The following is a 20,991-nucleotide window of genomic DNA, read 5'->3' on the forward strand; positions in this document are numbered from 1 at the left end:
GCCAGACGGGACGCCAGCTACGACATCGTGGTCGCCGACGTCTTCGCCGGTGCCCGCACGCCGGCCCACCTGACCTCGGTGGAGTACGCCGCCGGGCGCGGGTCAGCTGAGCCGGGCGCGGGTCAGCCGGCCGGGCGCCAGGGCGCGCGTTGGCCGTGCAGCCACCAGTGCAGGGTCCGGGTGATCCGGGGCAGCACCAGGTAGGTCATCAGCGGGGTCAGCGTGAGGGTCATCATCAGCACCCGGGCGGCCAGCGGCACGTCGGGGAGGTACCGGCTGGTGAGCAGTGTCGCGGTCAGGCTGAGCGGGAAGAACGCCAGCCAGATGGTGACCGCCTGCTTCCAGCGCGGTGGGGACGGCGGCGGCACCGTCGGCTCGGCGCCGACCGGCACGGTCTCCACCGCGTGCTCCCGCTGCGGGTCGAACCAGCCCTCGATGCCGGTCCGCCGCTCGACCCGGGTGTGCTCGACGATGCCCTGCGCGGAGGAGAGCCACCAGTGCCGCTGCGGGGACTCCTCCCAGCGGCGCAGCGTCTCGGGGTCGGCGAAGCGGTAGATGACGTGCCACTCGCCGGAGCCGGGCGCGCTGCGCACCCAGCCGGACCCGAGGAACCCCGGGAACGCCTCGGCCAGCGCGGTGCCGGCCCGCATCCAGGCCACCATCTCGCTGGTCCGGGCGGGGTCGGTGCGCCGGGCGACGGCGACGGTCACCGGCAGCGCGTGGGTCATCGTCATACCGGCCATCTTCTCCGGCCGGAGCCCGTTCGACAGGCTCACGGGCCGCCGGTGTAACGCACCCCACCGGCGGGGTGACGCGGCCCACCGGCAGGGCGACCCGCCGCCAGGACGACGCGGCCGGGCGGTCGGCGTGACGCGGCCCGCCGGCCCCTGGCGCCGGGAACTTGTCGGAGGTCGGTGGTCGACTGGGCCCATGAGTGCAGACGACATCCTCGTGCTCGGCGCCACCGGCTCGACCGGCCGGCGGGTGGCGCACCGGCTGTCGGACGCGGGCCTGCCGGTCCGGGCCGCGTCGCGTCGTGGCGCCGTCCGCTTCGACTGGGCCGCGCCGGCGACCTGGGAGCCGGCCGTGGCCGGCGCGTCCCGCCTCTACCTGATGGCCCCGCACGACGTGCCGGTGGATCCGGCGTTCGTCCGGCTGGCCGTCGAGCGTGGCGTGCGGCGCGTCGTGCTGCTGTCCAGCCGGGCGATGCGTGACGAGCGGCTGCTGGCCGCCGAGAAGCTGGTGCGCGACTGCGGCGTCGAGTGGACGATCCTGCGGCCGGACTGGTTCAACCAGAACTTCGACGAGGGCTTCTTCCGCGACGCCGTGCTCGCCGGCACCGTGGCCGTGCCCGTGGGCGACGCCCGCCAGGGCTTCGTCGACGCCGACGACATCGCGGCGGTGGCCGTGGCGGCGCTCACCGGCGAGGGTCACCACGGCCGGGTCCACGAGATCACCGGCCCCCGCGCGCTCTCCTTCGGCGAGGCGGCCGACGTCATCGCCCGGGCCGCCGGGCGCCCGGTCCGCCATCTCGGCGCCGCCGAGGACTACCGGGCCGCGATGACCCCGCTGGGCCTGCCGCCCGCGCAGATCGAGGCGGAGATCGCCGCCTTCGCCGCGCTGCGGGAGCTCGGCGACGCCGAGCCGACCGACACCGTCCGGCAGGTCACGGGGCGGGCGCCGAAGGACTTCACGGCCTACGCCGCCGACGCGGCCGCCCGGGGCGCCTGGCGCACCGACGGGGCTTCCGGGTCAGCCGACCGGCCGGGGCGGGTTAAGCGGGGCGATCGGGGGTAGGTCCGTGCAATGACGAGATCGCAGCCCCGGCGCGCCCGTGGCACGGTCGGCCACGCCTACAGCGCGCTCAACCTGCGGCTCCTGCTCGCCGGGTTCGGGCTGGTGACCATGACCGTCTTCGCGGTGCTGGCGTTCAACGCCGACCTGGTGTGGCTGGGGGTCCTCTGCGTGGTCTTCGCGGTGGTGGCCGTGGTCGATCTGATCATCATCCAGCGCCGCCGTGCCGCCCGCCGCCGGGAGGAGCCGGGCGCCCGCCACTCACTCTTCGAGTGACAGGAGTACGAGATGCCCATCGCGACCACCAACCCCGCCACCGGACAGACGCTCAAGACCTACGACCCGATGTCGGCGGAGCAGATCGACGCCGCAATCGAGCGGGCCGACCTGGCGTACCGACAGCTGCGCGGCACCACCGTCGAGCAGCGTGGGCGCTGGCTGAACGCGGCGGCCGACCTGCTGGAGGCCGAGCGCGACGAGATCGCCCGGCTGATGACCACCGAGATGGGCAAGACGTACGCCTCCGCCAGGGCCGAGGTCACCAAGTGCGCCGCCGCCTGCCGCTTCTACGCGGCGAAGGCGGCCGACTTCCTCGCCGACGAGCCCGCCGACGCGGGGGCCGTCAAGGCCACCCGGGCCTTCGTCCGCTACCAGCCGATCGGGCCGGTGCTCGCGGTGATGCCGTGGAACTTCCCGCTGTGGCAGGTGCTGCGCTTCGCCGCGCCGGCCCTGATGGCCGGCAACACCGGCCTGCTCAAGCACGCCTCCAACGTGCCGCAGACCGCGCTGCTGCTGGAGGACCTGTTCCGCCGCGCCGGTTTCCCGGAGGGGGCGTTCACCACCCTGCTGGTCGGCTCGGCCGAGGTCGACCGGGTGCTCAGCGATCCCCGGGTGCGCGCGGCGACGCTGACCGGCAGCGAGGGCGCGGGGCGGTCGATCGCCCAGATCGCCGGCCGGGAGCTGAAGAAGACCGTGCTGGAGCTCGGCGGCAGCGACCCGTTCGTGGTGATGCCGTCGGCGGACGTGGAGCGGGCCGCCGAGGTCGCGACCACCGCCCGCTGCCAGAACAACGGCCAGTCCTGCATCGCGGCCAAGCGGTTCATCGTGCACGCCGACGTCTTCGACGCCTTCGCCGAGAGGTTCGCCGCGAACATGTCGGCCCTGCGGGTCGGCGACCCGATGGACCCCGACACCGACGTCGGCCCGCTGGCCAGCGAGGGCGGCCGCGACGAGATCCACGCCCAGGTGCGGGACGCGGTCGACAAGGGCGCCACCGTGCTCTGCGGCGGCGAGCCGCCCGCCGGCCCCGGCTGGTTCTACCCGCCGACCGTGGTCACCGACCTGAGGCCGGAGATGCGGATGTGGTCCGAGGAGGTCTTCGGGCCCGTCGCGGGCCTCTACCGGGTGTCGTCGTACGACGAGGCGATCGAGGTGGCCAACGGCACCTCCTTCGGCCTGGGTGCCAACGCCTGGACCCGCGACCCGCAGGAGCAGGAACGCTTCGCCACCGACCTCGACGCCGGGAACGTCTTCGTCAACGGGATGACCACGTCCTACCCGGAACTGCCCTTCGGTGGGGTGAAGAACTCCGGCTACGGCCGCGAGCTCTCCGCGCTCGGCATGCGGGAGTTCTGCAACACCAAGACCGTCTGGGTGGGCGAGGGGGCCGCCTCGACCGGCGCCGGCGCGCACGCGGAATAGCCCACCTCCGGGTTCGTCGGCGTAGCCGGACGCCGTCATGGGTACGAAGTAAGGCCATGACGGTGTTCGGCTTCCACGCGTCCCACGAGCAGATCCATCCCCGCGCCCTGCTGGAGGCGGTGATCCACGCCGAGCGGGCCGGTTTCGACGCCGCCATGTCCTCGGACCACTTCGCGCCCTGGAGCGAGCGGCAGGGCCAGTCCGGCTTCGCCTGGTCCTGGCTGGGGGCCGCGCTCCAGGCCACCGACCTGCCCTTCGGGGTGGTCAACGCCCCCGGGCAGCGCTACCACCCGGCGATCATCGCCCAGGCGATCGGCACCCTCGGTGCGATGTACCCGGGCCGGTTCTGGGCCGCCCTCGGCACCGGCGAGGCGAGCAACGAGCACATCACCGGCGACCCCTGGCCGCGCAAGGACCTCCGCAACGCCCGGCTGCGCGAGTGCGTGGACGTGATCCGTGCGCTGCTGGCCGGCGAGGAGGTCAGCCACGACGGCCTGGTACGGGTGGACCGGGCGAAGCTGTGGACCCACCCGGAGCAGCCGCCGGCGCTGATCGGGGCGGCGGTCAGCGTGGCCACCGCCCGCTGGTGTGCCGAGTGGGCGGACGGGCTGATCACCGTGAACGCACCGACCGCGCACCTGCGGCAGATGATCGACGCGTACCGGGACGCCGGCGGGCGTGGGCCGCTGCACCTGCAGGTGCACGTGAGCTGGGCGCCGGAGCAGGCCGAGGCCGAGCGGCTCGCGTACGACCAGTGGCGCAGCAACGTCTTCGCCCCACCGGTCTGCTGGGACCTGGAGATGCCGGAGCACTTCGACGTGGTCTCGCAGGACGTGCCGATGGAGAAGGTCACCTCGACCGTGAACGTCTCCGCCGACCTCGGCCGGCACGTCGGCTGGCTGGAGGAGTACCTGGAGCTCGGCTTCGACCAGATCGCCCTGCACCACGTCGGGCAGGAGCAGCGGGACTTCATCGACGCGTTCGGCGCCGAGGTGCTGCCGAAGCTGCGCAGCGCCGGCTGAGCGGCGGCGGTGCGGGTCAGGACAGGCGGCGGACGAGCACCTGCCCGGGCCACGGGTCGCGGCCCGGGCGCTCGACCGTGAACGGGTCGGTGGCGGTGAAGCCCTGTCGCTCGTACCACCGGACCAGCGCGCCGTCGTCGCCCGCGTAGCAGTCCACCCGTAGCAGGCCGAGCCCGCGCTCCCGGGCCAGCTGCGCGGCGTGCGCCAGCAGCCGGCCGCCGATGCCCGATCCGGCGTGCGCCCGGTCGGTGACCAGGAGGTTCACGTACAGCTCGGGCTCGGTGGCGGGTGGCACGTACTCCGTGGCCGCCCCCACCACCAGCGCGCCGACCGGCCGCTCGGCGAGCGTCGCCAGCCACAGCCCGCCGCCGGCCGCCCAGGCCTCGGCCTGCGCGATCCGTCGCGGGTCGGTCGAGGCGGGTTCGGTGCCCCACTGGCCGGTGCGACCCCGCGCCACCAGCCAGGCGGTGGCGTCGTCGAGCAGCCGCAGCACGGCGGGCGCGTCCGTCAACCCACCGGGACGCAGGCCCGGGCTCCGCTGATCGCTCATGACGGCCATGCTCCTACACCCGTCCCCGCCCCGCCCGCCCCCACCGCGTCGATCATGCAGTTGTGGTGCCCCGCAAAAGGTGCGATCCGGGGCGTGTCGCCCACCACAACTGCATGATCGACCGCGCTGGGAGGCGGGGCGGGGCAGGGCGGGGTGGGGTTACGGGTCAGGGGGTGGGGGTGAGGGTGGTCAGGCGCTCCGTGGCCAGGCAGGACGTCAGGCAGCGTTCCTTGCCGTCGCTGGTCATCCTGGCGGTCCAGTCCGTGAAGCCGCCGTCGCCGAGCTCTACCTCGTCCGCGTCCCGCCCGGCGGTGATCCGCAGCGCCGCGTCGACGTAGTAGCCCCGGCCGCGCCGGCGCTCCGGCTCGTCCACCAGCAGTGGGCCCGACGGGCCGAGCGCCGGCCGGACGGTGTCGGCGATCCGCTCCGCGACGACGGGGCTGTCGAGCACGGTCAGGCGCACCCGCGCCCCCGCCGACCGCGGCAGCAGGGTGGCGAGCACCGCGCGCCAGTACGCCAGGTGCAGGGTGAGCAGTCGCGCCTCGGTGCGCCCAGAGCCGCCGTCGCGGGCACTGGAGACCAGCGTGAAGAGCCGGAAGTGCGCCGACGAGCCCGGCCCGAAGTCCTGCGCCCGCAGCACCCGGTGGCAGGCGGCCAGGTGCACCGCGCCGTCGGTCGGCTGCTCGCGGCGGCGTACCGCGGCCTCGACCGCGAGGGCGTTGGTGGGGTCGCTGAGCACCTCGGTGGCGCGCAGGGTGGTGACGATCCGGTTCTGGCTGACCGGCGCGACCGCCGAGCAGGTGCCGAGTGGGGCGACGGGGGAGAGGTCGACGCCGGTGAACTCGGCGGGCAGCAGCTGCCACAGGCGGGCCTCGACCTGGGACAGCACCCGCGGGTCGGCCGCCGCCGGTCGGGTGAAGCGGTCCGTGCGCCAGCGGCGGACCAGGTCCACCGGACGCACCGCCGCCGCCCGGTCGCGCGCCACCGTCAGCAGCAGCGTGCGCAGGTCCGCCGGGGCCAGGCCGGCCAGGGCGGCGCGGGTGCCGTCCGGCAGCCGCTCCCACACCCGCCGCTCCGCGTCGTCCATGCCGGCCACCCTGTCGTACGCCCCGCGCGCTGGTCCAGCGATATCGACGGCGTCAGGCCGTGGCATCGGCGAAGGACTCGATCAGATCGAGGTCGGCGGGCTGGAGGCCCTGCCGGAAGCGCGGCGCGATCAGCAGCGCGCGGCCACCCCGGGTCAGCCTGTCGCGTGCCGCCCCGGGTCCCGGGATCGCCTCGTCATCGGTCCAGACCAGGCGCCGCCCCTCGGCGAGCACCCGGGCAGCGGCGGCGCGCTTCAGCGGCCAACAGTCCGCGCCGCGCGGCATCGGGTCGGCGTCGAGCGCGGACACCAGCGGCGGCAGCCGCCACAGCTGTTCCAGCCGGTGCGCGTCCGGGCACCAGGTGCTGCACCAGCGCACCTCGACCGCGCCGCCGAGGTGCAGGCACCGGATCCGGTCGAGCAGAGCGGGCGCCCACCGGATCCGGTACGACACCCGGTCGGTGTCCGACCACACCATGGTGCGGCGCGGCGGTCCACCCCAGCCGGGCCGGTCGGCATTGACGACGCCGTCGACGTCCAGCAGCCACACGGGCCGGTGCACGTCGGGTCGGGGGTGAGCGGGCATGCGCCGTACCGTAGGGCCGCCCCGAGGCCTCCGGCGAGCTCTTTACCCGGTGGGGGTCGGGTGTCCCCGCCGTCCACAACGTGGTGGCCTCCCTGGTGCGGAGGCCACCACGTTGCGGCGGCGGCGCGGCTCACCCCGGCCGGGCGCCGCGCTCAGGAGAGCGTGCAGGCCGCGCCGTTGACGGTGATCAGGCCGGGCGCCGGGTTGGCGCCGCCGCCGGTCACCGCGTTGAAGCCGAAGGTGACCGTGCCGCCCGGGGCGATCCGGGCGTTGTACGACTCGTTCTTCGCGGTGACCGTGGCCCCGGCCTGCGTCGCCTTCGCCAGCCAGGCCTCGCGCACCTTCTGGTCGCCGGTGAAGGCGAAGCGGGCCGTCCAGCCGTCGATGGCGCTGGTGCCGGTGTTGCGGATGGCCACCTGGGCGGTGAACCCGGTGCCGCCCTGCCAGGCGCCGTAGTTGGTGTACGTGGCGGAGCAGGTGGGTGCCGGCACCGCCGCCGAGTCACCCTGGTCGGCCAGGAACGAGGCGATCCAGGCGAGCGCCGAGTTCCAGTTGATGGCCACCTCGTTGGTCGCGTACGAGTTGATGTCGTCGACGTAGCAGAACATCGGCTTGCAGCCGGCGAGCAGCTTGGCGGCGAACGGATCCTGGAGGGCGGCGTTCGGGCCGCCGGCCAGGGAGCCGGCGGGCGGCTTCGGCAGGTCCGGGTCGAGCTGGTGGCCGAAGATCCGGCTGTGCTGGTTCTCGGCCGCGTGCTCGCCCCAGCCGGTCACGTACGAGATGTTCAGCGCGTTGCGGCCGAGGACGTAGTCCATCGCCTGCACCGCGCCGTCCCGGTACTTCGCGTCCCGGGTCAGGTCGAAGGCGGTGGCGAGCACGATCGCGTTGTTGATGACGTTGCTGTTGCCGCCCCAGAAGTAGCTGCCCGCGTCCCCGGGCATCGGCAGCCCGTACGCCTGCCGGCCCGCCTCGGCGAGGTGCGCGTCGGCGGCGGAGGTGACCGAGGCGCGTACGCGGGCCAGGTCGGCGGCCGGCAGCCCGTTCGGCACCGTGGCCAGGTCGAGCCGGCCCAGCGCGGCGACGCCCTGCCAGCCGAAGCCGCGCGGGTCGAACACGTCCCCGGTGTGGTGCGGCGACGCGGTCAGGTCCGCCAGGTACGGCTGTTCCCCGGTGGTCAGGTAGAGCTCGACGGCGGCCCAGTAGAACTCGTCGGTGACGTTCGTGTCGTCGTACGCGCCGCCGCCGGTGCTGTCGGTCGGGCTGGCGTACCGCGTCGGGTTGGCCCTGGCGGCGGCGTAGGCCGTCTTCGCCGCCGTGCCGCAGCGCGTCGCGAAGGCCGCGTCGTAGGGGGCGAACAGCCGCGCGCACTGGGCGGCGACGGCGGCCAGGTTGAGGGTGGCGGCGGTGGACGGCGGGTGCAGTTCGCGCTGCTCGGGGTCGTCGTGCGGGGCGAGCGGCAGCCCGGTCCAGTTCCGGTCGTGGATCTTGTGGTGGGCCATCCCGGCGAGCGGCTTGCCGGCGGGCACCTGCATGCGCAGCAGGAACTCCAGCTCCCAGCGGGCCTCGTCGAGGACGTCCGGCACGCCGTTGCCGCGCTCGGGCACCCGCAGCGTGTTGTCGCCGAGGGCCGCGCCGTGCCCGGCGGTGGCGGCCGTGCGGGTCCGCTCGAAGGTGTTCAGCAGCTGGTAGGTGGCGATGCCGCCGTTGACCACGTACTTGCCGTGGTCGCCGGCGTCGTACCAGCCGCCGCGCACGTCGAGGGAGTAGTCGCAGACGCCCGGCTGGCAGGGCACGGAGGTGTCGCCCTTGTTGGGCGCGACGTCGAGGTGCCCGGCCGGCCGGGCGTACTCGGCGCCGATCAGGTCGCCGTCGATGGCGATGCCGCTGCGCTGGGCGTAGAAGAACTGGAGGGAGTCGGCGCGCAGCCGGTCGTAGAGGGTGCCCGAGATGTCGAAGGGGTGGCTGGTCTCGCCGTCGACGACCAGCGTCAGCCCCGCCCCCGGGGTCCGGTACGACGAGAAGTCGAGCGTCTGCACGTTCTGCCCGGAGGCGGCGTCGACGCCGCGCGGGGTGGTGGTGCCGCTGGCCAGGACCGCGCCGGCGGCGGAGCGGAGCTGCCAGGGCAGGGCCTCGGTCGCCGCGGTCACCACGGTGGCGTTCTTCGGCCCGCCGGGCAGGTAGCCGACCTGGTTGACCCGCACCCGTGGCCCCGTGTCCGGCACGTACGGCTCGGGCGGGTCGCCGCCGCGCAGCGAGACGTCGTCCAGGCAGACGGTCTGTTCGGCCGCGTTGCCGCCGACCTGGAAGATCAGCTGGGCGGCCGGGTTGCCCTCGGCGACCGTGAACGTCTTCTCGGCCCGCTGGGCGGTGCCGCCGGCGGTGGCGTCGACGCTGGCGTACGTGGTGTAGGGGGCGCTGCCCAGTTGCAGGACGGCCTTGACGGCGGTGCCGGGGGTGGCGGAGACGTCGAAGCCGAGGGTGTACTCGGCCCCGGCGACCAGCGGCACGCCGTCCTGGCCGATGCCGGCGTCCCAGGGGTTGGCCAGGCCGCCGGGCACCGTCGTGCAGAGCCGGCCGTCGGTGACCGCGAGCGCGCCGGTGCCGTAGGAGAACCAGGGGGACACGCCGGCGCTGAAGTCGCCGTTGTCGATCTGCTCGGGGGCGTCGGGGGGCGGTTCGGCGTGGGCCGTGCCGGCGGTGGTTCCGGTCAGGGCGAGGGTGGTCGCGGCCGCGAGCAGCGCGAGGCGGCGTCGGGGTGGCGTCACGGGTGTTCCTTCCGGACGACTGCGGGGGGACGGGGGCTGGTGGTGGCAGACTGGGAGCGCTCCCAGATGCGTTGATGGTTCCAGTGCCCCCGGCACCCTGTCAATCGATCCGACTGGATGGATCCGAATCGCCCGGCGGGGCCCGGGACAGTGAGATTCGCCGCGCGACGCGCCGAGGTCTCGATCTCCTAGAGACAACTGAGCCCTTCGCCTGGCAGGCTGCCACCCATGACCCTGAAGCTGCGTTCCGTGGGAACGAGCGACCGTGGGCTGATCCGCAGTGGGAACCAGGACGCACTGCACGCCGGCACCTGGCTCGTCGCCGTCGCCGACGGCATGGGCGGGATGGCGGCCGGCGACCTGGCCAGCGCGATCGCCATCGAGGCGGTCGCTCCGCTCGACGTGGAGACACCGGAGCACGCGCTGGTGGCCGCGCTGCAGAGCGGCATCGAGCTGGCCACCGCGCGGATCCACCAGGCGGTCGCCGAGGATCCGGAGCGGCAGGGCATGGGCACCACCCTGACCGCCCTGCTCTTCGCCCGGACGGGCAGCTGCCTGGCCCTCGCCCACGTCGGCGACTCCCGCGCCTACCTGTTCCGCGAAGGCGTGCTCAAGCAGATCACCCGGGACGACACGTTCGTGCAGATGCTCGTCGACCAGGGGGTGATCACCGCCGACCAGGCCAGCAGCCACCCCCGCCGGGCCGTGGTCACCCAGGCGTTGCAGGGCGAGGAGGTCTCCCCGGCGTACGCGACGATGGTGCCGTGGCCCGGGGACCGCTGGTTGCTGTGCAGCGACGGGCTGTCCAACGTCGTCCGCCCGGACACCCTCGCCGAGGTGCTCGCCGCGCACCCGGACCGCACGGACTGCGCCCGCCGGCTGATCGACCTGGCGCTGCGCGCCGGCGGGCCGGACAACGTCACGGTGGTCGTCGCCGACGTCGTGGAGGAGTGAGCGGGCGGACCGGGCAGTTCGGCGCCGCGAGCCGCACGGCGTCGCCGCCCGCGCGGTGACGGCCTGAGCCCGCTCAGCGTCGGCGCGGGGCGGCGTGCCGGGTGGGCGGGGCCGTGCTCGGGTCCTCCGGCCACGGGTGGCGCGGGTAGCGCCCGCGCAGCTCCCCCCGCACCTGCGGGTAGCCGGTGCGCCAGAAGGAGGCCAGGTCGGCGGTGACCGCCACCGGTCGCCCGGCCGGCGAGAGCAGGTGCAGCAGCACCGGCACCCGGCCGTCGCCGACCCGCGGCGCGTCCCGCCAGCCGAAGGTCTCCTGGAGCTTCACCGCGAGCACCGGCGCCGCCGGGTCGGCGTAGTCGAGCCGGATCCGCGACCCGCTCGGCACGGTGATCCGCTCCGGCGCCACCTCGTCCAGCCGGGCCGCCAGCGCCCACGGCAGCAGGCGGCGCAGCGCCCCGGCCACGTCGACCCGGGCCAGGTCGGCGCGGCGGCGGGCGCGGGCCAGCTCCGGGCCCAGCCAGGCGGGCGCGTCGGCCAGCAGCGCCTCGTCGCCCACGTCGGGCCAGTCGCCGCCGAGCGCGTGCCGGCAGAACGCCAGCCGCTCGCGCAGGGCCCGCGCCGCCGGGGTCCAGGTCAGCAACCCGAGGCCGGTACGCCGCAGGCCGGTCAGCAGCGCCTGCGCCACCTCCGCCGGGTCGGGCCGGGTGATGGGCCGCTCGACCAGCTCGATCGCGCCCAGCCGCACCACCTCCCGGGCCACCACGTCCTCGCCGGCCCAGCCGACCTCCCGCTCGGTGCGCAGCAGCGGCCCGCCCGCCTCCCGGGCGGTCGCCTCGTCGAGCGGGGTGGCCAGCCGCACCCGGGCGGTCGGGGCGCCGGGGGAGCGGTCCGCCACCGCGACGGCCAGCCAGTCGGCGCCCACCAGCCCCGACCCGGGCGCCAGTTCCGCCGCGGTCCCGCCGCTCATCAGGTACGCCGAGCCGCCCGGCCGGCGCACCCGGGCGAGCCGCTCCGGGTGGGCGAGCCCGACCAACAGCCCGGCGGCCAGGTCGTCGGTCAGCCGGCCCCGGCCCGCGTCCCCGGCGGGGGCCGGGTGGCCGTGCCCCAGCGGGTGCACGGCGGGCGGGTCCCCGGCCGGGTGCCGGGTCGGCCGCGTCCGGCCGGTGCCGCCCGCCGTCGCCGCACCGGAGCCGTGGGGCGGGCGCGCCCGGTCGGGCCGATGCGCGGGGGCGTCGGGCAGGGCGGCGCGCAGCCGGCGTACCTCCGCGCGCCAGCGGGCGGTGGCACCCGGGTCCGCGCCCGCGCGGAGCCGGCGCCAGGCGGCGGTCAGGTCGTCGCCCGGCCCGGCAACGGTGTCCTCGGCGAGCACCGCCACGACCTCCGCCGCCCGGTCCACCCCCACCCGGCCGGCCCCGTCGAGCAGCGCCCGGGCCAGGCGGGGATGCGCCCCGACGGCGGCGATAGCCCGGCCCCGGTCGGTGATCCGGCCGTCCGCGTCGAGCGCGCCGAGGGTGGTGAGGGTGTCGCGGGCCACCGCCATCGACGCCGCCGGGGGCGGATCGGGCAGGGCCAGCCCGGTGCCGTCGGGCGACCCCCAGGCGGCCAGCTCCAGGGCGAAGCCGGTCAGGTCGGCGGTGGCGATCTCCGGCTCCGGTTGCGCCGCCAGCCGCTCGTGGATGGCCGCCGACCAGCAGCGGTAGACGTGCCCGGGGGCCTCCCGGCCCGCGCGGCCGGCCCGCTGGGTGGCCGCCGCCCGGGAGACTCCGACGGTGACCAGCGCGCCCAGCCCGCGGGCCAGGTCCATCCGGGCGACCCGGGACAGCCCGGCGTCCACCACCACCCGGACGCCCGGCACGGTCAGGCTGCTCTCCGCCACCGCCGTCGCCAGCACCACCCGCCGCCGGTCGGCCGGGCGCAGCGCCGCGTCCTGGTCGGCGCCGCGCTGCCGGCCGTGCAGCGGCAGGACGGCGACCGCGTCGCGCAGGTCGGCCAGCCGGCCGGCGACGGCGCCGATCTCGCCGGCCCCGGGCAGGAAGACCAGCACGTCCCCGTCGCGCTCGCGCAGCGCCCGGCGCACGGTGGCCGCGACGTGGTCGAGCAGGCCCCGGTCGACCGGGCCGGCCCCGGGCGCGGCCACCGGCCGGGGCGGCGGCGCCCAGATCCGGGTCACCGGGTGCAGGGCCGAGGACGCCCGGACGATCGGCGCGGGAGCCTCCGCGCCGCCGAGCAGCGCGGCGAACCGGTCCGCCTCGGGGGTGGCCGACATCGCCAGCAGCCAGAGGTCGGGGCGCAGCGCGGCCCGGGCCTCCACGGTGAACGCGAGCGCCAGGTCGGCGTCGAGCTGTCGCTCGTGGCACTCGTCGAGCAGCACGGCGCCGGTGCCGGCCAGCTCGGGATCGCGGTGCAGCCGCCGGACCAGCAGCCCGGTGGTGACCACCTCGACGCGGGTTCGCGGCCCGCTGCGGCGCTCGCCGCGCACGGCGTACCCGATCCGCTCGCCGAGCGGCTCGCCGAGCAGCGCGGCCATCCGGCGCGCCGCCGCGCGGGCGGCCACCCGGCGCGGCTGGGCGACCAGCACGCGACCGGCGACCTCGTCGGCCACGGCCAGCGGGGCGAGGGTCGTCTTGCCGGTCCCGGGCGGGGCGACCAGCACCCCGGCGCCGGTTGCGCGCAGCGCGGCGACCAGCTCCGGCAGCACCGGCCGTACGGGCAGGTCGAGGGGCACGTCCGAGAGCACGGCCCAGTCTCGCACCGCCGGGGGAGCGGCTCAGTCGGGGCGTACCCCGTCGACGCCGGTGACGAAGGCGCGCCAGGCCGACGCCGGGAAGGCCAGCACGGGACCGGGCCGGTCCTTGCTGTCCCGGACGGCGACCCGGTCCCCGGCGGCGGCGACCTCCACGCAGTTGCCGTTGCCCACGCTGCGGGTGCTGGTGCGCCACTGGGCCCGGGTCAGGTCGAGCGCGGTCATCGCGGTACCCCCGTCTGTGCCGGCGTGCCGCGTCAGCGGTCACGCAAAGTGACGAGAAGCTTCCGTCAGGCGGGTCAAGGACGCGTCCGGACCGAGTGCCATCCGGCACAGCTCCTCGTGCACAAGGCTATACCCGCGCACCTGGCCGGCCTCCTCCAGAGCCAGTCCCATCGTGAGGTTTTCCAGGTAAACCACGGTCGCGTCGGCGGCATCGGCGAACGTCAGCACGACGTACGGCGCGTTCATCGCCGGGTGCCCGCCGGCCGAGAACGGAAGTACCTGGAGAGTGACGTTCGGTAACTGAGAGACCTTCGCGAGATGGGCCATCTGGTCGGCCATCACGGCGTTGCCGCCGACCGGGCGGCAGAGCACCGCCTCGTTGAGCACCACGGACAACTCGACCGGATTTTCGCGGTGCAGCACGTTCTGCCGGTGCAGCCGCGCGGCGACCTTGCGCTCGATCCCGTCCTCGCCCGCCGTGCGCCGGAAGACCTCCCGCGCGTACGCCTCGGTCTGCAGCAGCCCGGGCACCGCCTCGACCTCGTACGTGCGCAGGGTCGCCGCCTCCGCCTCCAGCCCGACGTAGAACTCGAACCACTCCGGCAGCACGTCGCTGTAGCTCTGCCACCAGCCGCGCTGCTGCGCCCCGCGGGCGATCTCGATCAGCGCCTCGGCGTCGGCCCCGGTCACCTCGTACAGCGCCAGCGCGGCCCGCACGTCGCGCGGCTTGATGCCGATCTGGGCGTTCTCGATGCGGGACAGGTTGCTCTTGGACATGTCCAGTTGCCGGGCGGCGACGTCCAGGGTCATGCCCGCGCGCTCGCGCAACTGGCGGAGTTCCCGGGCGATGCGGCGCCGGCGGACGGTGGGGCTCGCGGTCACCCTCCGAGTCTGTCACGACAAGATCCGCAGGTCGCCCCAGCACGGAGTGCAACTTCCACATACGGGAGTTGCGTTGCAGTCACGGCCGGTGCATCCTTGCCCGGTTGCGATCACTGTGGACAACCCGCGCGGGAGGACCGGTTGCTCATCGCCGACGAGTTCTTCCTGATCACCCACAACGACAGTCGGGGCAAGGCGAAGCTGCACCCGGCGGCGACCGGCCTCGGCCTCGCCGGAGGGCTGCTCGGTGAACTGGTCCTGCGTGGCCACGTCACCGTCTCCGCCGGGCTCGTCACGGTGCTCGACCGTCGCCCGCCGACGGACGCGCTGGCGCACACCGTGCTCGACCAGGTGGTCGGCGAGACGCAGCAGCACCCGGTGCGCACCTGGCTGAGCTTCCTGGCCCAGACCGCCACCACCTCGGTGGGGGAGCGCCTGGTCAGGGCGGGTGTGCTGCGCCGGCAGGAGAGCCGGCGGCTGCTCCGCACCACCGTCAGCTACCTGCCGAACGACCTCAACGCGGTGGCCTGGCCGGCCACCCGGCTGCGCGCCCTGCTCGACCGGCCGGAACCGCCGGGCGTGCCCGACGCGACGCTGCTGGGTCTGGTCGTCGCCGCCGGGCTCAGCCGCGAGGTGCTGTGGAGCGCCGGCCCCCGGGCGCACCACCGGCTGGGCGTGCTCATCCCGGCGCTGCCCGAGCCGCTGCGGGAGCTCGTGGCGCACACCGAGGCCGCGGTCGGCGCCGCCGTGCTGCGCGGCGTCGGCTGACCGGGCCCCCTCCCACCCCTCCCACCCCCTCGATCCGGAGTACGCGCATGTCGACACCCACGCTCGGCCGACCGAGCAACGTCTCCGAGGCCCTGGCCCGCGGCCGGCTCGGCGTCCCGTCGGTGATCTTCTTCGTCCTCTCCGCCGCGGCCCCGCTGACCGTGGTGGCCGGCGTCGTCACCACCGGCTACGGGGTCGTCGGGGTGCTCGGCATCCCGGTGGCCTTCCTGACGGTGGCGGCGGTGCTCGCCCTCTTCTCCATCGGGTACGTGGCGGTGGCCCGGCGGATGACCAACGCCGGCGCGTTCTACGCCTACATCGCCCGGGGGCTGGGCCGCCCGGCGGGCGTCGGCGCCGCCTGGGTGGCGCTGATCGCCTACAACGCCCTCCAGGTGGGGCTCTACGGCACCATCGGCGCCGCCGCGGAACCGGTGCTGGGCCGCCTGTTCGGGGTGGCCCCGGCGTGGTGGCTGGTGGCGCTGGTCGCCTGGGCGACGGTCGGGGTGCTCGGTCTGCTCCGGGTCGACCTGAACGGCCTGGTGCTGGCGGCGCTGCTGGTCGCCGAGATGGTGGTGATCGTCGTCTTCGACCTCGGGCAGCTGACCCATCCGGCCGGCGGGGAGGTCAGCTTCGCCGCCCTGGCACCGGAGAACCTCCTCGTACCCGGCGCCGGCGCGGTGCTGGTGCTGGCCATCCTGGGCTTCGTGGGCTTCGAGTCCGCCGTGGTGTTCAGCGAGGAGAGCAAGGACCCGCGGCGGACGGTGCGGCTGGCCACCTTTCTCTCCATCGCCATCATCGCGGGGATCTACGCGCTGTCCTCGTGGAGCATGACCGTCGCCGTCGGGCCGGACCGGATCGCCGCCGAGGCGGGCGAGCAGAGCATCGGGCTGATCTTCAACCTGGCCGAGGCGCACCTCGGGGGCACCGCCGTCACCATCGGCCAGGCGCTCTTCCTGACCTCGGTGCTCGCCGCGATGATCTCATTCCACAACACCACCGCCCGGTACGCCTTCGCGCTCGGCCGGGAGCGGGTGCTGCCGGCCGTGTTCGGGCAGACCTCGCCGCGCACCGGGTCGCCCCGGGCGGCCTCCCTCGCGCAGAGCGCGCTCGGGCTGGTGGTGATCGTGCTCTACGCGCTCAACGGCTGGGACCCGGTGGTGCAGCTGTTCTACTGGGTCGGCACGGCCGGCGGCTTCGGGGTGCTGCTGCTGATCGCCACCACCTCGGTCGCGGTGATCGCGTTCTTCGCCCGGGGCCGGGTGGACGAGACGCTGTGGCGTGGCGCGGTCGCCCCCGGCCTCGCCGCCATGGCCCTGGCCGTGATCGTCGTGCTGGCGGTGGTCAACTTCGCCGACCTGCTCGGGGTGGCGCCGGACTCGCCCCTGCGCTGGGCGGTCCCGGCGGTCTACCCGGTGGCCGCGCTGCTCGGCCTGCTGTGGGCGCTGGTGCTGCGCGGCAACCGCCCCGACACGTACGCCCGGATCGGTCTGGGCGCGGAGAGCGTGGCGACGACGGTGCCGGCGACCGGGCGTGTGGGCGGGCCCGTCCCGAGCGCGACGGGGGCGCGCCGGTGAGCGGGGTACGCGTCGAGCGGCTCGGGCCGCGGGAGACGTCGTTGGTGGCCGGGCGGATCGCCGAGGCGTTCATGGCCCTCGACGCTCCCCGCTGGCTGGTCCCCGACGCCGGGCGGCGGCAGTCCGTGCTGGCCGGCAACTTCGCGATCCTGGTGGACCACGCGATGCGGCACGGCCTCGTCCACGCGACCGCGGACCGGGCGGGGGTGGCGGTCTGGTTCCCGACGGTGGGCGACCCGGCCCCGCCGCCGGAGGACTACGACGCCCGGCTGGCCGCCGCGTGCGGGGAGTGGACCGACCGGTTCGCGCACCTGGACAAGCTCTTCGAGGCCCACCACCCGCACGCGGACCACCACCACCTGGCGTTCCTCGCCGTCGCACCGGAGCGGCAGGGGCAGGGGTTGGGCAGCGCGCTGCTGCGGCACCACCACGCCGTCCTGGACGCCGAGGGGATGCCCGGTTACCTGGAGGCGGCCAGCGAGACCGGCCGCGACCTGTACGCGCGGCACGGCTACCGCGTCGCCGAGCCGTTCCACCTGCCCGACGGCACGCCGTTCTGGCCGATGTGGCGGGAACCCGCACGCTGAAACGACGCCCCCGGGCCACCCCGCGCGAGGTGGCCCGGGCGCTCGTCCTCCAGTGGTCGACGTCCGCGCCGGACACGGCGATGCTGACGTGCCCGCGCCGGACACGGCGATGCTGACGTGCCCGCGCCGGACACGGCGATGGCCGGGCCCGCCGGCCCGGCCATCGTCCAACGACTCCTAGTACGTGCCGTCGAGTTGCCCCCGCAGCTTGGTCAGCGCGCGGGCCAGCAGCCGGGAGACGTGCATCTGCGAGACGCCGATCTGCTCGGCGATCTGCGACTGCGTCAGGTTGCCGTAGAACCGCAGCGTGAGGATCTTCTGCTCCCGCTCGTCGAGCGTGGCCAGCGCCGGGCCGAGGGCGACCCGCAGCTCGGCCAGCTCGAACTCGCCGTCCTCGCCGCCGAGCATGTCGCCCAGCTCGGTCGCGCGGTCGCCGTCGCCGGTCGGGGTGGAGAGCGAGACCGCGTTGTAGGCGCGGGCGCCCTCCAGGCCCTCCAGCACCTCTTCCTCGGTGAGCTTGAGGTGGGCGGCGATGTCGGCGACCGTCGGCGAACGGCCGAGGGTCTGCAACAGCGAGCTGTTGGCGTCGGAGATGGCCAGCCGCAGCTCCTGCAGCCGGCGCGGGACCCGGATGTCCCAGGTGCGGTCGCGGAAGTGCCGCTTGAGCTCACCGATGATGGTGGGGATCGCGTAGCCGGCGAAGTCGACACCGCGGGACGGGTCGAACTTGTCGATCGCCTTGATCAGGCCGACGGCGGCGGTCTGGGCCAGGTCGTCGGTGGGCTCGCCCCGGCCGCTGTAGCGGTGGGCGAGGTGGTTGGCGAGCGGCAGCCAGGCCTCGATCGCCCGGTCGCGCAGGGCGGCGCGGGACGGGTGGCCGGCCGGCAGCGCGGCCATCGCGTTGAGCAGATCGGCGGCGCTGTCGGTGAGCGCGCGCGGGTCGAGCTTCGGGGTGGCGCTCGGCGCTGTTGTGGTCGCCGGTTCGCTGATCGTTGGCGCGGTCATGGGTGGTCCTCCCTGCACCTCGTCCGCGGATGAAAGACGTGACGCTTACGTTTAAGTTCAGATGTCCGTTCGGAAGTCACCTTAGCCCGATCGGTCTGACGAAATCTAGCCGAAAGTACGATGTACTTAAGTAATTTTCCGCCACGAAGGACGCGAATGGGACTAAGCCGCCTCGGATTGTGAGCCGACTTACCTCGGGCGTACGGCCAGCCGCCCCCACCGGACATCGACGGTGCCGCATCCGAGCAGCCCCGACGGGCCGGCCGAGCGGTTACGGTTCCCCCAATGACCGGCGTCGAATGTCGGCTTTCCGTCGTTGTCCCGTCAACGGGACGGGCCGTAGCGTGCGGATAACATGCCCCGCTCCGGAGGTGCCGTGCTCGACCCCGCCGCCCCCCATCTCGTCGTCGACAGCCGCACGCTCTTCTTCGGCTGGCTGCCGGCGGACCCGGACGCGGTCGCGGCGCTGGTCCCGGCCGGGCTGCGCCCGTCGGCCGACCGGCTGGTCTTCATGAACCAGTACGTGGTCGACGACGAGAGCCAGACCTCCGGCTTCGGCGCGTACTCGCTGACCTACCTCGGGGTGGCGCTGGCCGGGGTGGACGCGCCGGGCGGCACCAACCCCGGCGGCTGGTGGACGCACTACGTGACCAGTAGCGAACGGGTCCGCGCCTACGCCGCCGCGCGGGGCGCGCCCGCCGTCGTCGGCCGCACCCGCATCGAGCGCCGCGACGGGGACATCGTCGCCGAGACGGACATCGACGGCGTGCCGGTGATCCGCGCCCACTGCCAGGTGGGCGAGACGGGCCGGGCGATCAGCAGCGGGCACCACCGCTACTTCACGTCCCGGGACGGGCAGCTGCTCAGCTCCGTCTACCCGTACGTCGCCGAACCGGTCGACCCGTTCGTGATCGAGTCGGTGGAGTTCCTGGAGCCGACGCACCCGATCTACGCGCTCCGCCCGGAGAACCCGCTGACGATCGGCTTCGGCTTCTACTCCCCGCGCGCCTCGTTCGCCTACCCCGGCGGGCTGACGGTCCACGCCGGGGAGGCCGATACCGCCGGGGACGCGCCCACCCGGGCCGACGCCCTCTTCGTGCCCGCCTGAACGCTCACCAGGTGCCGGCCCGACGGGCCCGCAGCGGCCGGCCGTCGGGGTCGTAGACCAGCCGGTACGCCGGCAGCGCCCAGGCCCGCGTGTACCAGGGCAGCCGCTCCGCCCGGTGCGGCCGCAGCCGGCCCGGCGGTCGGGGGCCGTTCTGCCCGCCGTCGTACCACCGTTGCAGCGCGTCGGCGGCGGCGGTGATCGCCGCCACGGCGTCGGCCGGGTCGATCAGGTCGGCGTCCTCGCCGCCGTGGGGGTCGCGGTCCAGGTGTTCGCGCCACAGCCGCAGCCGCAGCTCCCGGGCGAAGACCCGGGCGCCGTCGCCGAGGCCCGCCGGGTCGGTCGGCGCCCGCTCGTCGCGGGTGTCGTCCAGCACCGCGCAGGACAGCTCGCTGTCGTGCGTCCAGGACCGGCGGTTGAAGTTGTCGCTGCCCACGCTGGCCCACACGTCGTCGACCACGCAGACCTTGGCGTGCACGTACACCGGGGTGCCGGCGTGGTTCTCCACGTCGAGCACGTGCACCCGCTCCGGGGCCGCCCGCTCGCAGAGCGACAGCGCCTGCTCGCGGCCGACCGTGTTCGGCGGCAGCGCCAGCCGGCCGTCCACGTCCGGATAGCGGGGGACCACGGCGACCAGGTGCAGGTCGGGGTTGTCCCGCAGCGCCCGCGCGAACAGGTCGGCCACCTCCGTGGACCAGAGGTACTGGTCCTCCAGGTAGATCAGCCGCCGGGCCCGCCGCACCGCCTTGGTGTAGCCGCGGGCCACCGTGCGCTCGCCGTCGGGGGCGAAGGAGTAGCGGGGCCGGACCGCCGGGTAGGTGCGCAGCACCTGGACGTGGTGCGGGCCGCAGGGCGGCGGGTCGGCGGGCTGCGGCGGCAGCGGGTCGGGCCGCAGGTCCGCGTGGCGCAGCCGGTCCCGGAGGTACGCGAGGGGGTTCTCCGAGTCCAGCGGCATCGGGTCGCTCCACCGCTCCCGGAAGGTGGTGTCCAGCGCGCCCACCACCGGCCCCCGTACCGCCAGCTGCACGTCGTGCCAGGGCGGGTGGTCCCCGTAGCGGGTGGACATCTGCACCGCCTGCGGGTCGCCCCGGTGCGCGGCGTCGTCGCGCCGGCTGTGGCACAGGTCGATCCCGCCGGCGAAGGCGACGTCCCGTTCCGGCGCCCGGAGGTGGCGCAGCACCACCAGCTTCTGGTGGTGCGAGCCGCCCCGGCGGACCCGCTGGTCGAGCAGCACCTCGCCGCCGGCGGCGGAGACCGTCTCGCTCAGGTTGCGGTTCTCCGCCTCGCTGTAGGCCAGCAGGTCGAGGTGGGAGCGCCAGATCAGGCCCTTGACCACCACGCCCCGCTGCGCGGCGCGCGCGAAGACCTGCGCCACGGTCGGCCCGTCCGGCCGCAACCGCTGGTCCGGGTCGCCCCGCCAGTCGGTGAAGAAGAGGTGGTCGCCGGCCTCCAGGGCCTCCACCTCGTCCACCAGCCGGTCGAAGTACGCGGCACCGTGAATTAACGGCTCGGCAAGGTTTCCGCTGGTCCAAACGGGTAACTCTGACACCGGGTTGGCGCGTTCGGCTGCGCTCAGGAACCAGTTGCGTGGTGCCACCGTTCCAGCCCCCCGAGGTCGACAACGTCCTCACGGTAGGACCCACGTCGCG

General features: G+C 75.0%; 19 protein-coding genes and 1 pseudogene. 10 read left to right on the top strand and 10 right to left on the bottom strand.

Annotated elements, in window-relative coordinates; translation table 11 throughout:
• Positions 1-90 (top strand): annotated as a pseudogene (locus tag AB0G08_RS19575) (spermine synthase); the annotation flags it as partial.
• A 32-nt stretch (positions 91-122) separates the two neighbouring features.
• On the opposite strand, the gene AB0G08_RS19580 reads toward AB0G08_RS19575, so the two are convergent.
• Positions 123-734: an antibiotic biosynthesis monooxygenase gene (locus tag AB0G08_RS19580; protein WP_358089712.1), complete on the bottom strand. Its 612-nt coding sequence runs from the start codon at positions 732-734 to the stop codon at positions 123-125.
• A 196-nt stretch (positions 735-930) separates the two neighbouring features.
• Here AB0G08_RS19580 and AB0G08_RS19585 point away from each other — a divergent pair, with 196 nt between their 5' ends.
• The 4 genes from AB0G08_RS19585 to AB0G08_RS19600 are packed head-to-tail and all read left to right on the top strand — an operon-like array spanning position 931 to position 4,517.
• Positions 931-1,797, top strand: coding sequence for an NAD(P)H-binding protein (locus tag AB0G08_RS19585; protein ID WP_358089715.1), 867 nt, complete (start codon positions 931-933; stop codon positions 1,795-1,797).
• A 9-nt stretch (positions 1,798-1,806) separates the two neighbouring features.
• On the top strand, positions 1,807-2,070 hold the full coding sequence (locus AB0G08_RS19590; RefSeq protein WP_358089718.1) for a DUF6343 family protein: 264 nt from the start codon (positions 1,807-1,809) through the stop codon (positions 2,068-2,070).
• Between the two features lie 12 nt (positions 2,071-2,082).
• Complete coding sequence (locus tag AB0G08_RS19595) at positions 2,083-3,495, top strand: NADP-dependent succinic semialdehyde dehydrogenase (protein WP_358089721.1); 1,413 nt, start codon at positions 2,083-2,085, stop codon at positions 3,493-3,495.
• A 56-nt stretch (positions 3,496-3,551) separates the two neighbouring features.
• Complete coding sequence (locus AB0G08_RS19600) at positions 3,552-4,517, top strand: TIGR03885 family FMN-dependent LLM class oxidoreductase (protein WP_358089723.1); 966 nt, start codon at positions 3,552-3,554, stop codon at positions 4,515-4,517.
• Between the two features lie 16 nt (positions 4,518-4,533).
• Here the strand turns inward: AB0G08_RS19600 and AB0G08_RS19605 are convergent, their stop codons facing one another.
• From AB0G08_RS19605 to AB0G08_RS19620, 4 genes are all read right to left on the bottom strand, one after another.
• Positions 4,534-5,067, bottom strand: coding sequence for a GNAT family N-acetyltransferase (locus tag AB0G08_RS19605; RefSeq protein ID WP_358089726.1), 534 nt, complete (start codon positions 5,065-5,067; stop codon positions 4,534-4,536).
• Between the two features lie 166 nt (positions 5,068-5,233).
• Complete coding sequence (locus tag AB0G08_RS19610; protein ID WP_358089729.1) at positions 5,234-6,154, bottom strand: hypothetical protein; 921 nt, start codon at positions 6,152-6,154, stop codon at positions 5,234-5,236.
• Between the two features lie 52 nt (positions 6,155-6,206).
• Positions 6,207-6,737, bottom strand: coding sequence for a hypothetical protein (locus tag AB0G08_RS19615; protein ID WP_358089732.1), 531 nt, complete (start codon positions 6,735-6,737; stop codon positions 6,207-6,209).
• A 152-nt stretch (positions 6,738-6,889) separates the two neighbouring features.
• The gene (locus AB0G08_RS19620) at positions 6,890-9,502 is read right to left on the bottom strand and encodes a glycoside hydrolase family 9 protein (RefSeq protein WP_358089734.1); all 2,613 of its coding nucleotides are present in this window, start codon (positions 9,500-9,502) and stop codon (positions 6,890-6,892) included.
• A 228-nt stretch (positions 9,503-9,730) separates the two neighbouring features.
• On the opposite strand from AB0G08_RS19620, the gene AB0G08_RS19625 reads away from it, so the two are divergent.
• Positions 9,731-10,456: a protein phosphatase 2C domain-containing protein gene (locus AB0G08_RS19625; RefSeq protein ID WP_358089736.1), complete on the top strand. Its 726-nt coding sequence runs from the start codon at positions 9,731-9,733 to the stop codon at positions 10,454-10,456.
• Between the two features lie 73 nt (positions 10,457-10,529).
• Here the strand turns inward: AB0G08_RS19625 and AB0G08_RS19630 are convergent, their stop codons facing one another.
• From AB0G08_RS19630 to AB0G08_RS19640, 3 genes are read right to left on the bottom strand one after another with little or no spacing between them, the layout of a single operon-like run.
• Positions 10,530-13,190 carry an ATP-dependent helicase C-terminal domain-containing protein gene (locus tag AB0G08_RS19630; protein WP_358089738.1) on the bottom strand — a complete coding sequence of 887 codons (2,661 nt, stop codon included), beginning with the start codon at positions 13,188-13,190 and terminating at the stop codon, positions 10,530-10,532.
• Between the two features lie 30 nt (positions 13,191-13,220).
• On the bottom strand, positions 13,221-13,421 hold the full coding sequence (locus AB0G08_RS19635) for a DUF397 domain-containing protein (protein WP_358089740.1): 201 nt from the start codon (positions 13,419-13,421) through the stop codon (positions 13,221-13,223).
• Positions 13,422-13,460: 39 nt separating this feature from the next.
• On the bottom strand, positions 13,461-14,303 hold the full coding sequence (locus AB0G08_RS19640; protein WP_358089742.1) for a helix-turn-helix transcriptional regulator: 843 nt from the start codon (positions 14,301-14,303) through the stop codon (positions 13,461-13,463).
• Between the two features lie 141 nt (positions 14,304-14,444).
• Between AB0G08_RS19640 and AB0G08_RS19645 the strand changes: the two genes are divergently transcribed.
• Genes AB0G08_RS19645 through AB0G08_RS19655 form a run of 3 tightly spaced genes read left to right on the top strand, consistent with a single transcriptional unit; the run spans position 14,445 to position 17,232 of the window.
• The gene (locus AB0G08_RS19645) at positions 14,445-15,071 is read left to right on the top strand and encodes a GPP34 family phosphoprotein (protein ID WP_358089745.1); all 627 of its coding nucleotides are present in this window, start codon (positions 14,445-14,447) and stop codon (positions 15,069-15,071) included.
• A 47-nt stretch (positions 15,072-15,118) separates the two neighbouring features.
• Positions 15,119-16,645, top strand: a complete 1,527-nt coding sequence (locus tag AB0G08_RS19650; protein ID WP_358089747.1) for an APC family permease — start codon at positions 15,119-15,121, stop codon at positions 16,643-16,645.
• Entirely contained in the window at positions 16,642-17,232 is a 591-nt protein-coding gene (locus AB0G08_RS19655) for a GNAT family N-acetyltransferase (RefSeq protein ID WP_358089750.1), read from the top strand. Before AB0G08_RS19650 ends, AB0G08_RS19655 begins: the two co-directional genes overlap by 4 nt.
• A gap of 177 nt (positions 17,233-17,409) precedes the next feature.
• Here the strand turns inward: AB0G08_RS19655 and AB0G08_RS19660 are convergent, their stop codons facing one another.
• Positions 17,410-18,237: a SigB/SigF/SigG family RNA polymerase sigma factor gene (locus AB0G08_RS19660; RefSeq protein ID WP_358089752.1), complete on the bottom strand. Its 828-nt coding sequence runs from the start codon at positions 18,235-18,237 to the stop codon at positions 17,410-17,412.
• Between the two features lie 355 nt (positions 18,238-18,592).
• Between AB0G08_RS19660 and AB0G08_RS19665 the strand changes: the two genes are divergently transcribed.
• The gene (locus AB0G08_RS19665; RefSeq protein WP_358089754.1) at positions 18,593-19,345 is read left to right on the top strand and encodes a hypothetical protein; all 753 of its coding nucleotides are present in this window, start codon (positions 18,593-18,595) and stop codon (positions 19,343-19,345) included.
• Between the two features lie 4 nt (positions 19,346-19,349).
• Here the strand turns inward: AB0G08_RS19665 and AB0G08_RS19670 are convergent, their stop codons facing one another.
• Entirely contained in the window at positions 19,350-20,939 is a 1,590-nt protein-coding gene (locus tag AB0G08_RS19670) for a phospholipase D-like domain-containing protein (protein WP_358089757.1), read from the bottom strand.
• Between the last annotated feature and the right edge of the window lie 52 nt (positions 20,940-20,991).

Source organism: Micromonospora sp. NPDC023644 (assembly GCF_040640115.1).
Lineage (GTDB): Bacteria > Actinomycetota > Actinomycetes > Mycobacteriales > Micromonosporaceae > Micromonospora.